Origin of the sequence: Catenuloplanes atrovinosus (assembly GCF_031458235.1) — a bacterium.
In the GTDB taxonomy this organism is placed as follows: domain Bacteria; phylum Actinomycetota; class Actinomycetes; order Mycobacteriales; family Micromonosporaceae; genus Catenuloplanes; species Catenuloplanes atrovinosus.
Map to the genome: position 1 here is coordinate 8,861,590 of NZ_JAVDYB010000001.1, position 14,855 is coordinate 8,876,444.

The window sequence follows — 14,855 nt, forward strand, 5'->3', positions numbered from 1 at the left end:
AGGAAGCATGGTCACGTACTACCGGGACGCGACGGTCGAGATAACCTCCGACCGGCTCCGGGTCGGGCCGGCCGGGTACCCGATCTCCGCGCTGCACCGCGTCTGGCACCGTCGCGGCTCCCGCCGGTGGAGCGGCGTCGTCAACCGCGGCGCGCTCGGCCTGCTCATGCTCGGCCCGCTGGTCGCGGCCACGTTCGGCATCCTGGTCGCGCTGCTGCTGGAGACGTCCATCGCGGTCACGGCCGCGATCGTGGCCGGCTCCGTGGTGGTCGGCCTGGCCGCGGTGCCGGTCGCGGACCTGCTGCTCGACCAGGTCGACCGCTCCTACGACCGGGGCACCCGCGAGCTGGAGCTGTGGGCGCTGATCGGCGGCGCGCCGGTGCGGCTGCTGCACAGCACGGACGCGCGCCGGTTCAACCAGATCTACCGGGCCCTGCAACGGGCCGTGGAGAGCAGCGGGGTCAGGAGCTAGCCTCGACCGCCCGCTGGACCGCGCGGTAGATCTGCCCGAACCGGGTCGCGTCGTGCGTCTGCAACAGCAGCACCTGCTCGCCGACGATCTGCGCCCAGAGTTCGTGCTGTTCCACGCCGCGGTCGTTGATCCGGTCCAGCACCGTGAGCGGCACCTCCAGCAGCGGCGCGAGCGCGATCGCCAGCACCGCGCAGGCGACCAGGCCGAGCGCCAGCACGCCGAGGTTCAGCTCGCCGTCGACCTGGATGAACGGCAGCCCGATCAGGACCAGCGCGAGCAGCACGCCGGGCACGGTGAGCACCGTGACGATCAGCCAGCGGATCAGCCGCCGGGCCGCGCCGCGCGAGGTGAACCGGCTGCGCGTGTGCCAGACGTACTCCAGCTGGGAGATCGGGTACGCGGCCGCCTCGACCCGGAGCTGGGCGGAGGTCACCTCGACGCTGTCGTCCCGGTAATAGACGGTCACGCCTATAGGGAACCTCATCCGCGTACCGGCCGGAAAGTCTTCCAAACCCCCGTCATCCATCAGCCCGATCGCGCACCATTCTCATGAACGCTCTTTTCGCGCGGAGGCGGTGACGACATGAGACGCACGGACGTGCGCCCGACCGGTGTCGAGCGGACCTTCGCCGATCACGAGATCATCGTGACCAAGACGGACATGAAGGGCGTCATCACGTACGCGAACGACGTGTTCCTGCGCCTCTCCGTCTTCGACGAGGACGAGGTCATCGGCCGGCCGCACAACATCATCCGGCACCCGGACATGCCCCGCGCCGTGTTCAAGCTGCTCTGGGACACGCTCCGCGAGGGCCGGGAGATCTTCGCGTACGTGGTGAACATGGCCTCGGACGGCGCCGAGTACTGGGTGCTCGCGCACGTCACGCCGTCCCGCGACGCCGCCGGCCGGATCGTCGGCTACCACTCGTCCCGCCGCCGGCCCGACCGGCCCGCGATCGCCGCGGTCAAGGACCTCTACGCGCGGCTGCGCGCGGAGGAGAGGCGGCACCACAGCGCCGCCGAAGGGCTGGACGCGTCGTGGCGGATGCTCCAGGACGAGCTGGCCGCGCGCGGCCGTACGTACGAGGAGTTCGTCTTCGACCTCACGCTCGGCGCGGAGCCGCCGCCGTCCGCCGCGCACAACGCGCCCCACCAGGCCACCCCGGCCCGCACCGGCCGGCTCAACTCCGGTCCCGCGCCGTCCCCGGCCGGCCCCCGGAACCGCAAACCGGTCAAGGTCGTGAAGAACGTGACGTCCGGCAGGCACGCGTGAGGCGCCGCGCCAAGGCCGCCCCGGAGGCCTCCGACGGCGAGGCGCTGACCCTCATCGCGCAGATCTGTGACCGCGCCGCCGCCGGCGACCTGGAGGCCCGGGTCCCGCAGCTCGGCGACGACCCGCGCGCCGAGGCCGCCCGCCAGGCGGTGAACCGGCTGCTCGACACCACGGACGCGTTCGTCCGCGAGTCCGGCGCCGCGCTCACCGCGTCCGCCGAGAACCGCTTTCACCGCCGGTTCCTGCCGCGCGGCATGCGCGGCTCGTTCGAGCAGGCCGCCACCACGATCAACCGGGCCAGCGACAACATGAAGGAGGGCGTGCACGCGGTCGACGCCGCCAAGCTCGGCCGGATGGGACTCGCCGACCAGCTCGAATCCGCCGTCCTCACCGTCTCCGAGCAGGTCGCCACCGCCGCCACCGAGATGGGCGCCACCGCGAACAACCTCTCCACGTTCGCCCGGGACGCGGTCGCGGACGCGGAGCGCGGACTCGGCTCGGTCAGCTCGCTGCGCGACGCGTCCGACCAGATCCGCCAGGCCGTCGACCTGATCACCCAGATCGCCTCGCAGACCCGCCTGCTCGCGCTGAACGCGACCATCGAGGCCGCGCGCGCCGGCGAGGCCGGCCGGGGCTTCAGCGTGGTCGCCAACGAGGTCAAGACGCTCGCCACCGAGACCGCGAACTCCAGCGAGAGCATCATCAACCAGGTCTCGACGGTCCAGGCCGCCGCGGTCGGCGCCATCCAGGTCCTGGAACGCGTCACCGGCAACATCCGCGAGATGAGCGGCCTCGTCGAGGGCATCGCCACCGCCGTCGACGGCACCCACGACTCCGGACAGGCCGGCCTCTCCCAACTCGCCGAGGTGCTGCGCTCCGAGGTCAGCCGCTTCGTCACCCTCGTCCGCGAATCCTGAGGACCACGTTTCGTCCCGCTGCCCGCGGCGAAGGCCGGGCGCGCCCGGGAAGCGCGCCCGGCCGCCTGACTAGCCGCCCCAGCCGTACCTCTTGACGAACAGCTTGACGCCGCCCCAGCCGCCGCCGACGCACTTGGAGTCGCGCCAGCGGTGCGAGATCTCGCCCAGGTAGCCGACCTTCTCGCAGCTGTGCCAGCTGCGGTAGGTGCCGGCGTACTGCCAGCTCGACCGGCGGTCGTGGTCGTCCCAGCGGCCGTCGTGCCGGTCGCGGCCCCAGTCGCGGTCGTGGTCCCGATCGCGGTCGCGGTCGCGCTCGTGGGTCACGGCGACCCCGTCGTGGGACGGCGAGGCCTGCGCGGCACCGGCCGCACCCAGGCTCACGGCACCGCCGGCCGCGAGCGCGACCAGGGACAGGGCAACCGAACGCTTAACACTTCGCATTTCAGACATCTCCCTTCAGAGTGCCCATTATGAGGCACTCCAGGATCATGTCCGACTTTGCGGACTTCACTCAGCGAATCCGTACGATGACCGTCAGTTATAACTGATCGGCTGATACGCGACCGGCCGCACGGTCAAAACCGGCAAAACGGATATACGACCTCGACCGCGCACGTGTCAGGCCAGATCCCGCCGCTGCGTCAGCACGAACGCCGCGACCGCGGCCGCCACCGTGACCGCGCCGCCGACCAGCGTGCCGTCCACCCAGGTCAGCACGTACTCGTTGGAGCAGTCCACGCTGTAGATCTCGCACCCGGCGTACGAGCTGTAGAACGTCACCCGCCCGTCCACGAACGCGGCCAGATAACTGGTCAGCATCCACAGGTCCGGCTTCGACGCCTCCACGGTGGCCAGCACGATCCGCAGCCCGACCTCCCAGAGCACCGCGTACGCCGCCACCACGCCCAGCGCCGCCGCGGTGTGCCGGCCCAGCGCCGCGATCGAGAAGCCGATCACCGTGCAGGCCAGCACCAGCAGCAGCGAGCGCACGGCCAGCAGCGTCAGATCCGGCCAGAACGTGCCCGACGTGTCACCCGCGAACCCGCTGATCGCGCTCACACCCCAGAACGCGCCGATATACCCGGCGACCACCACGACCGAGAGCACGCCCACCGCCGCCGTCACCACGCCCAGCTTCGCGCCCAGCACGACGCCGCGCCGCGGCCGCCAGAGCAGCAGGTTCGTCAGGCCGCCGGAGGACATCTCGGCGCCGATGAACGACGCGCCGACCAGGAAGCCGAACAGCGCCAGGAAGACCGCCACGAAGTACACCAGGCCCGGGATCTCCTTGGCGAACACGAACGTGCCGTAGAGGTAGTCCTCCGCCCGGTAGTCGGCCGGGTCCGGCTCCACGCACGGCATGGTGGGCCGGCTGCCGGCCGAGCACATCCGGTAGTACTCGCGGTCGTCCGCGAGCCGGTCGGCCGCCTGCCGGGTCGCGTCGCGCAGCTCCGCGTCGGTCGGGGTGTGCGAGCTGGCCACGGTGCTGACCATCGCGATCAGGCACGCGCCGACCAGGAGCACGGCCATCAGCTGTACGAACCGGCGAGCCACCAGGCGCCGGAACTCCGCCAGCAGGAGGCTTCCGGTGTGGGTGGGGGTCGTCATCGGGGCACCTCCGGCTGGACCGTGAACTCGTTCAGCGCCGACGGCGGCGCGGGCGGCAGCACCGAGTCGTCCACCTGCTTCGCCTCGCCCGACGCGGGCGCGGTGTCGGTGAGCCGCAGGAAGACGCTCTCCAGGTCCGGCGTGAGCGGCGACAGCTCGGAGATCCACAGCCCCTGGCCGCCGAGCAGTTCGGTCAGCCGGGCCGGCTCCGTGACGCGGTGCGCCACCAGGTGGTCCGGCGCGGCCGTCACCGCGACGCCGGCCGCGCTCAGCGCCTGCGCGGCCCGGGGCAGGTCGGACACCCGGATCCGGAAGTCGCCGCGGTCGAAGTCGTCCAGCACGCCGCTGACCGGCCCGGCGAGCACCCGCCGGCCGCGCGAGATGATCGTGACCGAGTCACAGATCAGCTGGATCTCGCCGAGGATGTGACTGGAGATCAGCACCGTCACGCCCTGCGCCGCGAGCGCGCGGACCAGCTCGCGCATCTCCCGGATGCCGGCCGGGTCCAGCCCGTTCGCCGGCTCGTCCAGGATCAGCAGCTCCGGCGCCTTGAGCAGCGCGGACGCCACGGCCAGGCGCTGCTTCATACCCAGGGAATAGGTCTTGATGATGTCCTTGCCGCGCTCCCGCAACCCGACCTGGGCCAGCACCTCCTCCACCCGCGTCTGCGGCACGCCGCCCGCGGTCGCCAGCAACGAGAGCATGCGGCGCCCGCTGAAGTTGCCGAAGAACTGCGGGCTCTCCACGATCGCACCGACCCGGCCGATCACCTGCGGCAGCGCGGACGGCGAGGAGTGGCCGAGAATCCGCATCTCGCCGGCGTCCGCGCGGACCAGCCCGAGCAGCGCGCGCAGCGTGGTGGTCTTGCCCGACCCGTTCGGCCCGAGAAACCCGTGCACCTGCCCCGGCTCGACCAGCATGTCGAACCCGTCCAGCGCGCGGTGCGTCCCACCGCGCAGCCTGCGGTAGCCCTTGCGGAGCCCCGCGATCTCGATCACCGGAGGCATCCGTCTCCCCTCGTCGTCACGCGGGCAGCCTACGGCCCGGCCGTCCCCGGTCGCGGCATTGCCGAGGTGTCGCCCGTGACGACCGCCACGCCGCGCGGGATGCGCGAACGAGTTCCCCAGCCGGGGCGCCGCGGAGAATGCGTGGTTGGATGGGAAGCGTGTCTGAGGATCTCGTGATCGCCCTGGAGTCGGCCGGCGTCGTTCGTTCCGGCACGCACCTGCTGCGGGACGTGAGCTGGCAGGTCGAGCTGGACGAGCGGTGGGTCGTGCTGGGCCCCAACGGCGCCGGCAAGACCACCCTGCTCAACCTGGCCTCCGGCCGGCTGCACCCGACCACGGGCACGGTCCACGTGCTGAACGAGCGGCTCGGCCGCACCGACGTCAACGAGCTGCGCACCCGGATCGGCATCTCCACCGCGCACCTGGCACAGCAGATCCCGGGCGAGGAGCGGGTGGTCGACGCCGTGCTCACCGCGGCCTGGTCGGTGGTCGGCCGCTGGCGGGAGCGCTACGAGCGGCAGGACGAGGCGCGCGGCCGGGCGCTGCTGCACCAGTTCGGCGTGGGACACCTCGCCGACCGTACGTTCGGCACGCTCTCCGAGGGCGAGCGCAAGCGCGTGCTGATCGCCCGCGCGCTGATGACCGACCCGGAGCTGCTGCTGCTCGACGAGCCGGCCGCCGGGCTCGACCTGGGCGCGCGCGAGGACCTGGTCGGCCGGCTCGCCACGCTGGCGATGGACCCGGACGCGCCGGCCACCGTGCTGGTCACCCACCACGTCGAGGAGATACCGCCCGGGTTCACCCACGCGCTGCTGCTGCGCGAGGGCGCGGTCGTGGCGCAGGGCCTGCTGACCGACGTGATCACCGGCGACAACCTGTCGAAGGCGTTCGGCCTGCCGCTGGTGGTGGAGCGCTCCGCCGGGCGGTACACCGCCCGTGCGGCCTGATCCCGGCTTCGGAAAGGTGCGCGGATGACTCGGGTGGTCGTCGCCGGCAGCGCGAACATGGACCTGGTCGGCATCGCGCCGCGGCTGCCGCGGCCCGGCGAGACCGTGCTCGGCACCGAGTTCCTGCAGATGCCCGGCGGCAAGGGCGCCAACCAGGCGATCGCCGCCGCCCGGGCCGGCGCGCAGACGTGCTTCCTGGGCGCGATCGGCTCCGACTCGTTCGGCGTGACGCTGAAGGCCCGGCTCGGCGCCTCCGGCGTGGACGCGTCCCGGGTCCGGATCGTCTACGGCACGTCCGGCGTCGCGGTCATCATGGTCGACACCAGGGGTGAGAACTCGATCATCGCGACGCCCGGGGCGAACGCCGCGTTCACCCGCCTGACCGACCAGGAACTCGCCGCCGTACGCGAGGCCGACGTGCTCCTCTGCCAGCTCGAGATCCCGCTGGAGACCGTCACCGAGGCCGCCGTCGCCGCCCACGCCGCCGGCACCCGCGTCATCCTCAACGCCGCCCCCGCCCGCACGCTCCCGCCCGACCTGCTCGACGCCGTCGACCTGCTGGTGGTCAACGAGGGCGAGGCCGCCACCATCACCGGCAGGGGCCGCGACGAGCCCCGCGCCCTGCTCGACTACGTCACCCGCGCCGTCCTCACGCTCGGCGCCGAGGGTGCCTGCTTCGTCGACCGCGACGGCACCGACCTGCGCGTCCCCGCCTTCCCGGTCCAGACCGTCGACTCCACCGCCGCCGGCGACGCCTTCACCGGCGCCCTCGCCGTAGCCTGGGGCGAGGGCCGCCCCCTCCCCGACGCCGTCCGCTGGGCCGCCGCCGCCGGCGCCGCCTGCGTCCGCCGCCTCGGCGCCAGCAACTCCCTCCCCATGCGCTCCGACATCGACGCCCTCTTCGCCACCACCCCCTAACCCACACCGCCCCAGCGGCGCCGCACTGTCGGCGCCGCACTGTCGGCGTCGATCAAGGGCGGATTCCGGCGCATCGATCTCTAATCACGTGAATTGCGCCTAGATCGACGGGAGTGGGCGTGCCGGGGCGCGCGATCGGCGCGCGGGTGGGGGTGGACAGGCCGGAGGGGGGTTAGGCGTCGCCGTTTTTTTCGTTGCGGAGTTCGGGGTTGTGGGGGTCCTCGTCGTGGCGGAGTTGTTCCTCGCGGCGGCGGAGGTCGTCCTCCCAGCGCTCGAACAGTTCACGGTCGCGGCGGGCCTTGTCCGCGTCGAGGGTGCGGAGGAAGTCCGGGTCGTCGTCGGGGGCCGTGGGGCGGCGAGGGGTGGAGTCGGCGCCGTCGGACGGGCGGGAGCGGCCGGTCGTGAACCAGAGGATCGGGCCGGCGACCGGGATGAACACGATCACGGCGGCCCAGAGCAGGCGGGGCAGGCGCCGGATCTGCTCCGGCTCCGCGGAGAGACAGCTGATCAGGGCCACGACCGCCATCGCGATCTGCAGCAGGAAGACGAGCGCGAACAGTCGAGCCATCTCGCAATGATGCCGCGCGAAACGCCGGATCGGCAGTCAGTGCCGTCAGAGGATCATCAAAACGGCACCGATGATGACGTAACCGGCCGTCAGTATCGCGCACAGTAGTAACACTCGGGCGTTGAGTGAGGTGCGGCCGTGCCGTAGGGCGGCCACCCGGCGCCGGGTCGCCAGCACCGCGACCGCGCAGGCGGCGAGCGCGGCGAGCGCGCCGCCCGCGGCGACCGGGGCGCCGGCGTCGGAGGTGAGCGCCAGGCGCAGCGCCAGCAGCGTGACCGCGGCGAAGGACAGCGCGGTGCGTCGCCAGGCCAGGCCGGTCCGGATGATCGGTACGCCGGGTCCGTGCACCGGCTGGGTCACGGCGTCTCCTGCGCGGCCTGGTAGATCAGGATCGCGGCGAGCGCCAGCGCGCCGAGCGTGACGCCGCCGGCCAGCAGCGCCGGGAAGTGCGAGGGCGGCAGGTCCTGGTCCAGCCGCATCGCCCGTTCGGTGCGGGTCCAGTGCCGTACGGAGTGGAACGCGACCGCGCCGCCGAGTGCCAGCAGCACCACCGCGATCGTCTCGCGCAGGTACGTCAGCGGCATCCGCGGCAGGAACTGGAACGCGGCCAGCCCGCCGGCCACCAGCGCCAGCCCGGTGCGGATCCAGGCGAGGAAGGTGCGCTCGTTGGCCAGCGAGAAGCGGTAGTCCGGCGTGGAGCCGACCCGCTGGACGTCCGCGGGGTCGAACCAGCTCTTGAGCAGCGCGCGCACGCGGTGAGCCTAACCGGCTGGCGGTAACCCGCGCGCTGTGCTGGGCTGGTGCTCGTGACCACACCGGATCTCCACGCCACCGACCTGCTCGCCGCGTACGACTCGCAGCTGCGCGCACACCTGCCCGACCCGCTGCCGGCCGGCGCCACGGTCGAGCGGGACGGCCCGCTGGTGCGGCTGCGCGGCCTGGACGAGGGCGGCTTCATCACCTACCCCGACCTGGGCGGGCTCGACGGTGCGGAGCTGGACGCGCTGATCGCCCGGCAGACCGCGTACTTCGCGGAGCGCGGCGAGAGCGTGGAGTGGAAGCTGCACGGTCACGACCGCCCCGCGGACCTGGCGGACCGGCTGCGCGCGGCCGGGTTCGTGCCGGAGGCGACGGAGACCGTGGTGGTCGGCGCGGTCGCGCCGCTCGCGGCCGCGGTGCCGGTGGTGCCCGAGGGGGTACGCCTGCGCGAGGTCACCGCACGCGCGGACCTGGACCGGATCGCCCGGCTCGGGGAGATCATCTACCCGGGTACGTCCCGGCAGTGGTGGGCGGACGCGATGGAGCGGGAGATCGCGGCCGACCCGCAGTCGGTGACGATCGTGGTGGCGGAGACGGACGACGAGGCGCGCACCGTGGTCTGCGCCGCCTGGATCCGGTACGTCGCCGGCACCGCGTTCGGCACGCTGTGGGGTGGCGGCACGCATCCGGAGCACCGGCGGCGCGGCATCTACAAGGCGCTGGTGGCGTACCGGGCGCGGCTGGCCGACCAGCGCGGGTTCACGCTGCTCCAGGTGGACGCGTCCGACTCCAGCCGCCCGATCCTGGAACGGCTGGGCTTCACGCCGCTGACCACCACCACGCCGTACGTGTTCCGCCCCTGACTCAGACGCTCCAGAGCGCGCGGACGGCGACGCGGACGCACTCGTCCCGGAGCCGTCCGCAGACGCAGAGATGGTCGTCGGGGCGCTTCCGGCGGCGGTGGCCGGTCGCGGTCACGCGGCCGGTGAACCACGGTGCCGTCCACCCGGCATCCGCCCGCACTGGAGCGATTTGCACTGACATATCACGACTCCTCCCGCTGGGTTGACTCTAGCGGTTTCGGGGCGCGCCCGGGTGAGGTGTGTCACTCTCCGTGCGGGGCCGGGGTAACTTACCTGCAAGTAACATGGGGCGTGGTCGACCGCACACGCCGGGTGGTTGACCCCGATGACGCAGCCGGGCAAGCCTGAACCTGCCCCGGTTGCTCCCAGGACTTGGTTCCGGACGAGAATTCAGGCGTCGGGCGAGAACCGTTTAACAGGAGGGTCGTCGAAGCGCGATGAACATTGTGGTACTGGTCAAGCAGGTACCGGACTCCGGTGCCGAACGGTCTCTGCGTGCTGACGACAACACCGTGGACCGCGGGTCGGCGAGCAACGTCATCAACGAGATGGACGAGTACGCCATCGAGGAGGCGTTGAAGATCACGGAGGCGCACGGCGGCGAGGTCACGGTGCTGACCATGGGCCCGTCCGGCGCCACCGAGTCGATCCGCAAGGCGCTCTCGATGGGTCCGGCCAAGGCCGTGCACATCGTCGACGACGCGCTGCACGGCTCCTGCGCCGTCGCCACCTCCAAGGTGATCGCGACCGCGCTCGGCCGGCTGAACGCGGACATCGTGCTGTGCGGCGCGGAGTCCACCGACGGCCGCGTCCAGGTGCTCCCGCACATGCTCGCGGAGCGGCTGGGCGTCGCCGCGCTCACCGGCGCGCGCAAGCTCACGGTCGACGGCGGCACCCTGACCGTCGAACGGCAGACCGAGGAGGGGTACGAGGTGGTCACCGCCTCCACCCCGGCCGTCGTCTCGGTGTGGGACACGATCAACGAGCCGCGGTACCCGTCCTTCAAGGGCATCATGGCCGCGAAGAAGAAGCCGGTGGAGACGCTGTCCCTGGCCGACCTGGGCGTGCCCGCGTCCGAGGTCGGCTTCGCGGGCGCCACCAGCACCGTCGTCGACCACGCGAAGCGCCCGCCGCGTTCCGCCGGTCAGAAGATCGTCGACGAGGGCGACGCCGGCGTGAAGCTGGTCGAGTTCCTCGCCACCGAGAAGTTCGTCTGAGAAGGGGCCTGCGGACATGGCAGAGGTTCTCGTCGTCGTCGAGGCCACCGCGGCCTTCGGCGTGAAGAAGGTCACCCTGGAGCTGCTCACGCTCGCGCGTGAGATCGGCTCCCCGTCGGCCGTCGTGCTCGGCGGCCCCGGCGCCGCCGCGGCACTGACCGACAAGCTCGCGGAGTACGGCGCGGAGAAGATCTACGCGGCGGAGAGCGAGGAGATCGACGGCTACCTGGTCGCGCCCAAGGCGACCGTGCTGGCCGAACTGGTCCGGAGCGTCTCCCCGGCCGCCGTGCTGCTCGCCTCCACCCAGGAGGGCAAGGAGATCGCGGCCCGGCTCGCGATCAAGCTGGACAACGGCGTGCTCACCGACGCGGTCGGCCTGGACGCGGACGGCACCGCCACCCAGGTCGCGTTCGCCGGCGCCACGATCGTCAAGTCCAAGGTGACCCGTGGCCTGCCCATCGTGGCGCTCCGGCCGAACTCGGTCACCCCCGTGCCCGCCCCGGCGAACCCGGCGGTCGAGCCGGTCGCGGTCACCCCGGCCGAGACGGACAAGCTGGCCAAGGTCGTCGACCGGGTCGCGGAGCAGAAGGGCTCGCGCCCGGAGCTCACCGAGGCGTCGGTCGTGGTGGCCGGCGGCCGCGGCGTGGCCAGCGCGGACAACTTCAAGCTGGTCGAGGAGGTGGCCGACCTGCTCGGCGGCGCGGTCGGCGCGTCCCGGGCCGCGGTCGACAGCGGCTTCTACCCGCATCAGTTCCAGGTCGGGCAGACCGGCAAGACCGTGTCCCCGCAGCTGTACGTCGCGCTCGGCATCTCCGGCGCGATCCAGCACCGGGCCGGCATGCAGACCTCGAAGACGATCGTCGCGGTGAACAAGGACGCCGAGGCGCCGATCTTCGAGCTGGCCGACTTCGGCGTGGTCGGCGACCTGAACAAGGTGGTGCCGCAGGCCGCGGACGAGATCCGCAAGCGCAAGTAGGGTTTTCACGGCCGGGGCCGGGCGCACGTCTCGTGGTGCGCCCGGCCCTTACCCGTCCGCGCGGCGTCTCGCCGTGCGCGTCCGCCGGGCCGTCGCGCGGGCCACTGCGTACCGTGGCGATTCTGTGGTTTTGATGGGGTTCGCGGGGTGGCGCCCAGACTGTGGTCAGCGCCGATGGGCCGGTAGGTAAGGACCGGTACGCTAAGGGGTGATGGCCTACCTGGATCACGCCGCGACCACGCCGATGCTCAGCGAGGCGCTCGAGGCATATGTCGCCACGGCCCGCGAGGTCGGCAACGCGTCGTCGTTGCACGCCGCGGGCCGCCACGCACGCCAGCGCGTCGAGGAGTCGCGGGAGCGGATCGGCGCGGCGCTCGGCGCCCGGCCCTCCGAGGTGATCTTCACGAGCGGCGGGACCGAGAGCGACAACCTCGCGGTCAAGGGCCTGTTCTGGGCGCGGCGCGCGGCCGACGCGGCCCGCACCCGGGTGGTCGCCAGCGGCGTCGAACACCACGCGATCATGGACTCGGTCGACTGGCTGGTCGCGCACGAGCGCGCCGGCGCGGGCTGGCTCGACGCGGACGCCAGCGGCCGGATCCGGCCCGAGACGCTCGCGGCCGAACTCGACGCCTACGGCGACGCGATCGCCATGATCACCGTGATGTGGGCCAACAACGAGGTCGGCACGCTGCAGCCGATCGCGGAGCTGGCCGCGCTCGCCGCCGAGCGCGGCATCCCGTTCCACACCGACGCGGTGCAGGCCGTCGGTCAGGTCCCGGTCGACTTCGGCGCGAGCGGTGCGTCCGCGCTCACCGTCACCGGGCACAAGCTGGGCGGCCCGGTCGGCGTCGGCGCGCTGCTGCTCGGCCGCGACGTCGCGGTCACGCCACTGCTGCACGGCGGCGGCCAGGAGCGTGACGTCCGCTCCGGCACGCTCGACGCGGCCGGCATCGTCGCGTTCGCGGTCGCGGTCGAAACCGCGGTCAAGAACCAGCAGGAGTACGCGGCACGCGTCGGCGGCCTCCGCGACCGGCTCGTCGCCGGTGTGCGCGAGGCGGTGCCGGACGCGATACTCAACGGCGCGCCCGAGGACCGGCTGCCCGGCAACGCGCACTTCTCCTTCCCCGGCTGCGAGGGCGACGCGCTGCTGCTCCTGCTGGACGCGCAGGGCATCGACTGCTCCACCGGGTCCGCCTGCTCGGCCGGCGTGGCGCAGCCGTCCCACGTGCTGATCGCGATGGGCGCGGACGACGACCGCGCGCGCTCGTCGCTGCGGTTCACGCTCGGCCACACCTCCACGCCCGCCGACGTCGACGCGCTGATCACCGCGCTGCCCGCCGCGGTCGAACGGGCACGCCGGGCCGGGGTAATCAAATCGGTTCTCGGCTGAGCCGCTAGTACCGTTGATCTGAGCTTTCCCGGGGAGGGTGTTTCACGTGCGTGTTCTCGCGGCTATGTCCGGCGGCGTCGACTCGGCGGTGGCGGCGGCCCGCGCCGTCGACGCCGGCCACGACGTGACCGGCGTCCACCTGGCGCTGTCCCGCAACCCGCAGACGTTCCGCACCGGCGCCCGCGGCTGCTGCACGGTCGAGGACTCCCGGGACGCGCGGCGCGCCGCCGACGTGCTCGGCATCCCGTTCTACGTGTGGGACATGGCCGAGCGCTTCCACGCCGACGTGGTCGACGACTTCGTCGCGGAGTACGCGGCCGGCCGCACGCCCAACCCGTGCCTGCGCTGCAACGAGAAGATCAAGTTCGCCGCCGTGCTGGACCGCGCGATCGCGCTCGGCTTCGACGCCGTCGTCACCGGCCACCACGCCCGCCTCGGCGCCGACGGCCTGCTCCGGCGCAGCGTCGACCTGCCCAAGGACCAGTCGTACGTGCTGGCCGTGCTCAACCGCGCCCAGCTCGACCGCTCCATGTTCCCGCTCGGCGACTCGACGAAGGCGCAGGTGCGCGCGGAGGCCGCCGAGCGCGGCCTGGGCGTCGCGGAGAAGCCCGACTCGCACGACATCTGCTTCATCGCCGACGGCGACACCCGCGGCTTCCTCGAGTCCCGCCTCGGCTCCGCCCCCGGCGACATCGTCGACTCGACGACCGGCGAGGTGGTGGGCGCGCACTCCGGGGCGTACGCGTACACGGTCGGCCAGCGCAAGGGCCTGGGGCTGACGGTCCCGGCCCCGGACGGCCGCCCGCGCTACGTGCTGTCCATCACGCCGAAGACGAACACGGTGACGGTCGGCCCCGCGTCGGCGCTGGCGGTGTCCACCGTGCACGCCGCCCGCCCGGTGTGGACCGGGCTCGCGGACGGCGTCGACGGGCCGCTGGACTGCGTGGTGCAACTGCGGGCGCACGGCGAGACGTATCCGGCCCGGGTGTCGGTGACCGGCGGTGAGCTGACGGCGGAGCTGGCGACGCCGGCCCGCGGAGTGGCGGCCGGCCAGGCACTCGTGGTGTACCGGCCGGACCCGGCGGGAGACGTGGTGCTGGGCTCGGGGACGATCACGCACACCTGATCGCCGCGGCCGTCACACCGCCTCCGGCGGCACCGCCTCGTACGCCGCCTCCAACATGCCCACCACCGCCCGATCCGGCGCGAACGTGACCTCGTCCACCGCCGCCAGCGGGCGCACCGGGCTGATCGAGTTGGCGGCGAACGCGAACGGGAACCGCCCCACCCCGCCCACCGGCACCGGCCGCACCTCCCACGGCACCCCGGCCAGATCCAGCCCGTCCCGGAGCAGCCGCATCGACACGCCGTGCAGCATCCCCGCCTCCGGCCACACCACACGCGCACCGTCGTAGAAGCCGACGTTCCACACCGTACCCTCACTGACCAGGCCGTTCCGGTCCACGAACAGCGCGTCGTCGAACCCCGCGGCCCGCGCCCGCCGCCAATGCCAGGCCAGCCCGAACGTCGCCACGTGCTTCACCTCCGGCAGGTCCCGCTCGTAGCGCACCGCGCACACCCGGATCGGCTCGGTCCGCGCGGGCGCCGGCGGATCCACCGTGACCAGCACACGCAGCTCCCCGGGCGCCACCGCGCTCGGCCGCCGCCCCTCGTCCGCGAAGACCGTCACCCGCACCGACGCGTCCCCGGCCCCACCCAGCGCATGCCGCAGATGATCGCGTACCCGCTCACCGTCCAGCCCTCGGCCGAACAGCTCGTGCGACTGCCGGTCGAGCCGCTCCAGGTGGTACCGCAGCCCGCGCACCCGCCCGCCGCGCACCTGCAGCGACGTGAAGTGCCCGTAGTTGGACAGCGCGAGCGCGCGCAACTGGTCCGCCGTCGCCTCGCCGCCGTCGATCTCCGCCACCGTCACCGCACAC

Annotated in this window: 18 protein-coding genes; 10 read left to right on the top strand and 8 right to left on the bottom strand. The window is 72.7% G+C overall.

Translation table 11 applies throughout. The annotated features are described in order from the left end of the window. Positions 1-7 precede the first annotated feature (7 nt). Positions 8-472, top strand: coding sequence for a DUF6232 family protein (locus tag J2S41_RS39575; protein ID WP_310376132.1), 465 nt, complete (start codon positions 8-10; stop codon positions 470-472). On the opposite strand, the gene J2S41_RS39580 is transcribed toward J2S41_RS39575, so the two are convergent. Further along, entirely contained in the window at positions 462-938 is a 477-nt protein-coding gene (locus J2S41_RS39580) for a DUF6232 family protein (RefSeq protein ID WP_310376133.1), read from the bottom strand. The two genes, J2S41_RS39575 and J2S41_RS39580, sit on opposite strands and share 11 nt — an antisense overlap. A gap of 117 nt (positions 939-1,055) precedes the next feature. Here J2S41_RS39580 and J2S41_RS39585 point away from each other — a divergent pair, with 117 nt between their 5' ends. Both J2S41_RS39585 and J2S41_RS39590 read left to right on the top strand, forming a co-directional pair. Continuing rightward, on the top strand, positions 1,056-1,745 hold the full coding sequence (locus J2S41_RS39585; protein ID WP_310376134.1) for a PAS domain-containing protein: 690 nt from the start codon (positions 1,056-1,058) through the stop codon (positions 1,743-1,745). Further along, on the top strand, positions 1,742-2,662 hold the full coding sequence (locus tag J2S41_RS39590; RefSeq protein WP_310376136.1) for a methyl-accepting chemotaxis protein: 921 nt from the start codon (positions 1,742-1,744) through the stop codon (positions 2,660-2,662). The genes J2S41_RS39585 and J2S41_RS39590 overlap by 4 nt, the downstream gene beginning before the upstream one ends. Before the next feature lie 69 nt (positions 2,663-2,731). Here the strand turns inward: J2S41_RS39590 and J2S41_RS39595 are convergent, their stop codons facing one another. The 3 genes from J2S41_RS39595 to J2S41_RS39605 form a co-directional block, all read right to left on the bottom strand. Beyond that, complete coding sequence (locus J2S41_RS39595) at positions 2,732-3,103, bottom strand: hypothetical protein (RefSeq protein ID WP_310376138.1); 372 nt, start codon at positions 3,101-3,103, stop codon at positions 2,732-2,734. Positions 3,104-3,280: 177 nt separating this feature from the next. Further along, on the bottom strand, positions 3,281-4,270 hold the full coding sequence (locus J2S41_RS39600) for an ABC transporter permease subunit (RefSeq protein WP_310376139.1): 990 nt from the start codon (positions 4,268-4,270) through the stop codon (positions 3,281-3,283). After that, entirely contained in the window at positions 4,267-5,277 is a 1,011-nt protein-coding gene (locus J2S41_RS39605; RefSeq protein ID WP_310376141.1) for an ATP-binding cassette domain-containing protein, read from the bottom strand. Before J2S41_RS39605 ends, J2S41_RS39600 begins: the two co-directional genes overlap by 4 nt. A gap of 137 nt (positions 5,278-5,414) precedes the next feature. On the opposite strand from J2S41_RS39605, the gene J2S41_RS39610 reads away from it, so the two are divergent. Together J2S41_RS39610 and J2S41_RS39615 are read left to right on the top strand one after the other, a co-directional pair. Beyond that, positions 5,415-6,224 (top strand): ABC transporter ATP-binding protein, encoded by an 810-nt coding sequence (locus tag J2S41_RS39610; protein WP_310376143.1) that lies wholly within the window; start codon positions 5,415-5,417, stop codon positions 6,222-6,224. A gap of 24 nt (positions 6,225-6,248) precedes the next feature. Next, a complete protein-coding gene (locus J2S41_RS39615) occupies positions 6,249-7,142 on the top strand; it encodes a ribokinase (RefSeq protein WP_310376145.1) in 894 nt (297 codons plus the stop codon). 172 nt (positions 7,143-7,314) lie between these two features. On the opposite strand, the gene J2S41_RS39620 is transcribed toward J2S41_RS39615, so the two are convergent. The 3 genes from J2S41_RS39620 to J2S41_RS39630 are packed head-to-tail and all read right to left on the bottom strand — an operon-like array spanning position 7,315 to position 8,462. After that, on the bottom strand, positions 7,315-7,710 hold the full coding sequence (locus tag J2S41_RS39620) for a PLD nuclease N-terminal domain-containing protein (protein WP_310376147.1): 396 nt from the start codon (positions 7,708-7,710) through the stop codon (positions 7,315-7,317). A 45-nt stretch (positions 7,711-7,755) separates the two neighbouring features. After that, positions 7,756-8,070 carry a DUF202 domain-containing protein gene (locus tag J2S41_RS39625; RefSeq protein ID WP_310376149.1) on the bottom strand — a complete coding sequence of 105 codons (315 nt, stop codon included), beginning with the start codon at positions 8,068-8,070 and terminating at the stop codon, positions 7,756-7,758. Beyond that, positions 8,067-8,462, bottom strand: a complete 396-nt coding sequence (locus J2S41_RS39630; RefSeq protein WP_310376150.1) for a YidH family protein — start codon at positions 8,460-8,462, stop codon at positions 8,067-8,069. Before J2S41_RS39630 ends, J2S41_RS39625 begins: the two co-directional genes overlap by 4 nt. Positions 8,463-8,516: 54 nt before the next feature. Between J2S41_RS39630 and J2S41_RS39635 the strand changes: the two genes are divergently transcribed. The 5 genes from J2S41_RS39635 (at position 8,517) to mnmA (ending at position 14,041) form a co-directional block, all read left to right on the top strand. Beyond that, on the top strand, positions 8,517-9,332 hold the full coding sequence (locus J2S41_RS39635; RefSeq protein ID WP_310376152.1) for a GNAT family N-acetyltransferase: 816 nt from the start codon (positions 8,517-8,519) through the stop codon (positions 9,330-9,332). A 437-nt stretch (positions 9,333-9,769) separates the two neighbouring features. Further along, positions 9,770-10,549, top strand: a complete 780-nt coding sequence (locus tag J2S41_RS39640; RefSeq protein WP_310376154.1) for an electron transfer flavoprotein subunit beta/FixA family protein — start codon at positions 9,770-9,772, stop codon at positions 10,547-10,549. A gap of 16 nt (positions 10,550-10,565) precedes the next feature. After that, positions 10,566-11,525 (top strand): electron transfer flavoprotein subunit alpha/FixB family protein, encoded by a 960-nt coding sequence (locus J2S41_RS39645; RefSeq protein WP_310376156.1) that lies wholly within the window; start codon positions 10,566-10,568, stop codon positions 11,523-11,525. A 211-nt stretch (positions 11,526-11,736) separates the two neighbouring features. After that, positions 11,737-12,915: a cysteine desulfurase family protein gene (locus tag J2S41_RS39650; RefSeq protein ID WP_310376158.1), complete on the top strand. Its 1,179-nt coding sequence runs from the start codon at positions 11,737-11,739 to the stop codon at positions 12,913-12,915. Positions 12,916-12,961: 46 nt separating this feature from the next. After that, positions 12,962-14,041 (top strand): tRNA 2-thiouridine(34) synthase MnmA, encoded by a 1,080-nt coding sequence (mnmA, locus tag J2S41_RS39655; RefSeq protein ID WP_310376160.1) that lies wholly within the window; start codon positions 12,962-12,964, stop codon positions 14,039-14,041. 12 nt (positions 14,042-14,053) lie between these two features. Here the strand turns inward: mnmA and J2S41_RS39660 are convergent, their stop codons facing one another. Next, the gene (locus tag J2S41_RS39660; RefSeq protein WP_310376162.1) at positions 14,054-14,848 is read right to left on the bottom strand and encodes an aminotransferase class IV family protein; all 795 of its coding nucleotides are present in this window, start codon (positions 14,846-14,848) and stop codon (positions 14,054-14,056) included. Between the last annotated feature and the right edge of the window lie 7 nt (positions 14,849-14,855).

Excerpts from the sequence above, each read along its gene's own strand:
- J2S41_RS39575 (WP_310376132.1), top strand. The coding sequence starts at position 8 with ATGGTCACGTACTACCGGGACGCGACGGTCGAGATAACCTCCGACCGG.
- J2S41_RS39585 (WP_310376134.1), top strand. The coding sequence starts at position 1,056 with ATGAGACGCACGGACGTGCGCCCGACCGGTGTCGAGCGGACCTTCGCC.
- J2S41_RS39595 (WP_310376138.1), bottom strand. The coding sequence starts at position 3,103 with ATGCGAAGTGTTAAGCGTTCGGTTGCCCTGTCCCTGGTCGCGCTCGCG.
- J2S41_RS39600 (WP_310376139.1), bottom strand. The coding sequence starts at position 4,270 with ATGACGACCCCCACCCACACCGGAAGCCTCCTGCTGGCGGAGTTCCGG.
- J2S41_RS39605 (WP_310376141.1), bottom strand. The coding sequence starts at position 5,277 with ATGCCTCCGGTGATCGAGATCGCGGGGCTCCGCAAGGGCTACCGCAGG.
- J2S41_RS39610 (WP_310376143.1), top strand. The coding sequence starts at position 5,415 with ATGCGTGGTTGGATGGGAAGCGTGTCTGAGGATCTCGTGATCGCCCTG.
- J2S41_RS39615 (WP_310376145.1), top strand. The coding sequence starts at position 6,249 with ATGACTCGGGTGGTCGTCGCCGGCAGCGCGAACATGGACCTGGTCGGC.
- J2S41_RS39620 (WP_310376147.1), bottom strand. The coding sequence starts at position 7,710 with ATGGCTCGACTGTTCGCGCTCGTCTTCCTGCTGCAGATCGCGATGGCG.
- J2S41_RS39640 (WP_310376154.1), top strand. The coding sequence starts at position 9,770 with ATGAACATTGTGGTACTGGTCAAGCAGGTACCGGACTCCGGTGCCGAA.
- J2S41_RS39645 (WP_310376156.1), top strand. The coding sequence starts at position 10,566 with ATGGCAGAGGTTCTCGTCGTCGTCGAGGCCACCGCGGCCTTCGGCGTG.
- J2S41_RS39650 (WP_310376158.1), top strand. The coding sequence starts at position 11,737 with ATGGCCTACCTGGATCACGCCGCGACCACGCCGATGCTCAGCGAGGCG.